This window comes from Oleiphilus sp. HI0123 (genome assembly GCF_001635315.1).
Map to the genome: position 1 here is coordinate 1 of NZ_LWGE01001074.1, position 4,074 is coordinate 4,074.

Genomic DNA, 4,074 nt, shown 5'->3' on the forward strand with positions numbered 1-4,074 from the left:
TATACGATTTATGCTTAAAGAGAGTGGTCAAAATACTAAAATGTGACAAAAAATCAGGTAAATATGTTTCGATAGGTAACGCCTGGTAACATTTTTGGAGGAAAGTGATTTTCTTAATTACAGTAAGTGTTTCCTTATGCAACAAAATGTGAGGCAGGTCTCACTTCTAGTTGCTCTTTTTGCGAGGTATTCCTAGTCGCTGTCTACGTTCCCATAGATTCTTACGGCTGATGCCCAGGCGCTTGGCCAGTTCTGTTTCATTCATATGGTCTTGGTTTTCGAGAACAAATTGTTGGAAATAGTCTTCGATTGATAAGCTTTTGCTAGAGGAGGCTGAAGACTTTTCGGCAGATGGGAGTTGGGAAGCTGCGCTGTAAGGGGAATTAACTTGTGGTGTAATCAATCCCTTTGGAATATTGATATCATCAACTTCCGACTCAATATCTAATAATTCAGCGGTAATCATCTTGTTATCGCAAAGAATGGTTCCACGCTCAATAGCATTTTCAAGTTCACGGACATTTCCAGGCCAGTGATATTCCTGAACGGCTTTCATTGCATCCGGACTGAACTTGATATTTGCTTGGCCAAGCTTGTCACTTGCTTTGGCAAGCAAAGTATTTGCAAGACCAAGAATATCATCGCCTCGCTCTCTTAATGGGGGGAGCTTGAGCTGGACAACATTTAGACGATAGAACAAATCTTCTCGAAATTGGCCAGTACGAGAAAGTGCCTTGAGGTTTCGGTGAGTTGCGGCAATAAGCCGAACATTAACTTGTCGAGACTGGGTTGAGCCAACACGCCTGATTTCCCCTTCTTGCAGAACGCGTAATAAGCGAGCTTGGGCTTCAAGTGGTAGTTCACCTATTTCGTCCAGAAATAAGGTGCCGCCATCAGCGGCTTCGATTAGACCGTTTCGAGCGCTTACTGCCCCGGTAAATGCGCCTTTTTCGTGACCGAATAGTTCGGACTCAATTAGCGATTCAGGGATTGCGGCACAGTTGATACAAATATATTCGTGATTACGACGATTGCTTAATTTATGGATAGCTCGCGCGGCCAGCTCTTTACCACTGCCTGTTTCGCCTTGAATTAATACGGTTGCTTCAGTAGGTGCCACTTTTTTCATTAAGTGGAACACTTTCTTCATGGCTTGGCATTGGCCGAAAATTAGTTGACCGATCTGCTTATCTGCATCGTCATCTTCATTGCTGGTCGCGCTCGCTAGAATGGGAGAGGGAGTTTGCTTCAGTATGCTGTTGACGATGTCAATCAGGTCTTTATGGTCAAAGGGTTTGGCGAGGTAATCAGCCGCACCAAGTTTCATAGCGTCGACAGCGGAGCGTAAACTGGCTTGCCCCGTAGTGACCAAAACAGGTACGCCCTGAGCTAATTTTATAATATCTGTCCCGGGCTGGTTGGGCAGGTGGATATCCGAAATGATTAAATCAAAAGAGGGTAGCGCATAAGTTTCAGCGGCCTCGTTGACTGATGATGCGACATCAACCTGGTGTAAAGCATCTTCTAGAAAATTTTGTAAACCCGCGCGGTGATCAATGTCATCTTCAATGATTAATATTCGGCGCATGTAGCCCTGCTTAAATTAGGTTTAGTTGCTTTATTGTGTGGACGAAGAATCATAACTTATTTTGACTTCATACCAAAGCTGGCACGCGAAAACTCAATATGGAGATGGAAGCTCTTTAACTCGTGAGAGAACTTTAGGGTTCCAGTGTTCAATGGCAGTTTCTAGCATTTGAGGGATAGATAAGCATTTTGATGATATCTCAATCCCCAACAGCCTAAAGATACAGCTCAAATTCTCTTTGGCTTGGAGAGAAGAGACGGCCTTCGCGTGGTTTTGTTTACTCAGCTTCTGACCTTTAGCAGATAGTACCGGGAAATGAGAGAATTCGGGAGGCTTATAGTCAAGCGCTTGATAGAGTGCCAATTGCATGGGAGTAGAGAAGAGTAGGTCGTAGCCTCTTACGACATGTGTAATATTCTGTCGGTGATCATCATTAACCACAGCTAGTTGATAAGCATAAAAGCTTTCTTTACGCTTAAGAACAAAATCATCATCTAGTTTATACGAGTGTTCACCTTGCATGCCGTCATGCCAATAATATAGTTCTTCGGTATTCCTAAACTTCTGAGCACAGTTTTGCTTATCGACAGACTGGCGTAGGCAAGCTTCATTGTGTCGACCACCGTTTGTAGCCAAGTATTTTCGACTACAGGGGCAATAGAAAATTGCTTTTCTTAAGTCCAGTTTTGTTAACAAGCTTTCGTATTCAGCACTATGTGCTGATTGAAAAACTATTGGTTCATCCGAGAATAAATGGTGGGCTTCAAGTGTCTCGATAATTTGCTGGCTAGCGCCGGGTGCTTCACGTAAGGGGTCAATATCTTCAATTCTTACAAGCCAGGTACCCGAATTTCTCCTTGCCTCTAAATAGGAAACCAAGGCAGCGAAGAGTGAACCAAAGTGTAAAGGGCCGGTAGGGGACGGAGCAAAGCGACCGCGATATGAGCTCATAGATCTAAGGATATTGGGTAGGAGTAGCTCCCACCCAATCTATCAGGATTAAATTCCTGTTTGGCGCTCTTTAATTTCAGCGAGCGTTTTACAGTCGATGCATAGGGTTGCAGTAGGTCGTGCTTCAAGCCGACGAATACCGATCTCTACACCGCAAGAATCGCAAAAGCCATAGTCATCATCTTCGATGCGGTCTAAGGTTTTATCGATCTTCTTGATTAGCTTGCGCTCACGATCACGTGTTCGAAGCTCAAGACTGAACTCCTCTTCTTGTGTCGCTCGGTCACTTGGATCTGCATAGTTAGAAGCGTCTTCTTTCATATAATGCACAGTACGATCTACTTCTTCCATTAGCTCAAGCTTCCAAGCTAAAAGGATTTGGCGAAAGTGCTCGCCCTGTTCATCGTTCATGTACTCCTCACCGTCTTTTTCGACGTAAGGGGTGAAATTCGTCATTTCTTGGGATTTTTGTTGGTTTTCCGGCATAACATTCTTCTCATTGTTACTTACTGATTGCTTCTCGTTGGCAAGCCGGGACAACGAGATTCCATTTAGCATATTAAAAAGCTAAGCCCACAAAAATTAGCAGAAACAATCAAATTAAGCCAATTTTTCTTATACGAATGTAGAATTGGCAACATATTCTTTGTATAAAAAGATCATGATCGGCAGCTGAAGCAGGAAATAAAAGACAAGTGAGTGATTCGAGCTATACTGAAGTTCTAAGCGAAGGTTTTGATCTCTAAGACGAGACAAAGCTGAAAAGCAAATTCAAATTTTGCAGGATGAACGAATGTCCCAAAAAAGTATTATGCTCGTTGATGATAGTCGCATATCGCGCCTGATGCTGAAAGCTATTATCAGTGCGCACTATCCAGATTGGAGTGTGACTGAAGCTGAAGATGCCCGAAAGGCACTGAAGCTATGTCAGAGTGGTCAGTTTGATTTTATTACTTTAGATATGAATATGCCGGGAGTTGATGGCCTGACGATATCGCCGGAACTTCAAGAAGCGTGCCCAAGCGCGAAAATCGCTTTATTAACAGCGAATTTTCAGGAGCGAGTCCAGGAGCAAGCTGCAGAGCAGGGCCTTAGCTTCATTCCAAAGCCGATTACTGAGGATAAAATAATCGATTATCTTAAGAAATGTTTGGGCGGTGCCTAGTTCGGACTAGCAATTTGCTAAAAAGGACTTATTATCCGGTAGCTTAGCGGCTGGCCTTAGAGGCGACTTATAGCTTAAACTTACCGGGCCTGGTTTTTATAGCCTTAGAGCTTGTCTGCCCTGTCGGGTTTCGATTTATTATTCTTGGACGGATAGAATGTTTGCAGAAATTTTTAATTTGGTGATCGATACCGTGTCATCACTGTACGTGATGATTGTTTTGATGCGATTTATCTTGCAACTCTCCCGAGCAGATTTCTATAACCCCATTTCCCAGTTTGTTGTTAAAGCGACGAACCCTTTGCTTATCACTTTAAGACGATTAATACCAGGTATAGCGGGCATCGATCTGGCTTCATTGGTGCTAGCA

5 protein-coding genes are annotated in these 4,074 nt (G+C 43.4%); 2 read left to right on the forward strand and 3 right to left on the reverse strand.

What is annotated here, in order from left to right; all coding sequences use genetic code 11:
* Nucleotides 1-166: 166 nt before the first annotated feature.
* From A3761_RS10305 to dksA, 3 genes are all read right to left on the reverse strand, one after another.
* Nucleotides 167-1,588, reverse strand: a complete 1,422-nt coding sequence (locus tag A3761_RS10305; RefSeq protein ID WP_068553491.1) for a sigma-54 dependent transcriptional regulator — start codon at nt 1,586-1,588, stop codon at nt 167-169.
* Nucleotides 1,589-1,681: 93 nt separating this feature from the next.
* Nucleotides 1,682-2,539 carry a tRNA glutamyl-Q(34) synthetase GluQRS gene (gene gluQRS / locus A3761_RS10310; protein ID WP_068506845.1) on the reverse strand — a complete coding sequence of 286 codons (858 nt, stop codon included), beginning with the start codon at nt 2,537-2,539 and terminating at the stop codon, nt 1,682-1,684.
* 48 nt (nt 2,540-2,587) lie between these two features.
* The gene (dksA, locus tag A3761_RS10315; protein ID WP_068510075.1) at nt 2,588-3,025 is read right to left on the reverse strand and encodes an RNA polymerase-binding protein DksA; all 438 of its coding nucleotides are present in this window, start codon (nt 3,023-3,025) and stop codon (nt 2,588-2,590) included.
* 307 nt (nt 3,026-3,332) lie between these two features.
* Between dksA and A3761_RS10320 the strand changes: the two genes are divergently transcribed.
* Entirely contained in the window at nt 3,333-3,704 is a 372-nt protein-coding gene (locus A3761_RS10320) for a response regulator (RefSeq protein ID WP_068510011.1), read from the forward strand.
* Between the two features lie 157 nt (nt 3,705-3,861).
* Nucleotides 3,862-4,074 (forward strand): YggT family protein (locus A3761_RS25725; protein WP_197473004.1); only part of this gene is annotated, 213 nt, incomplete at its 3' end.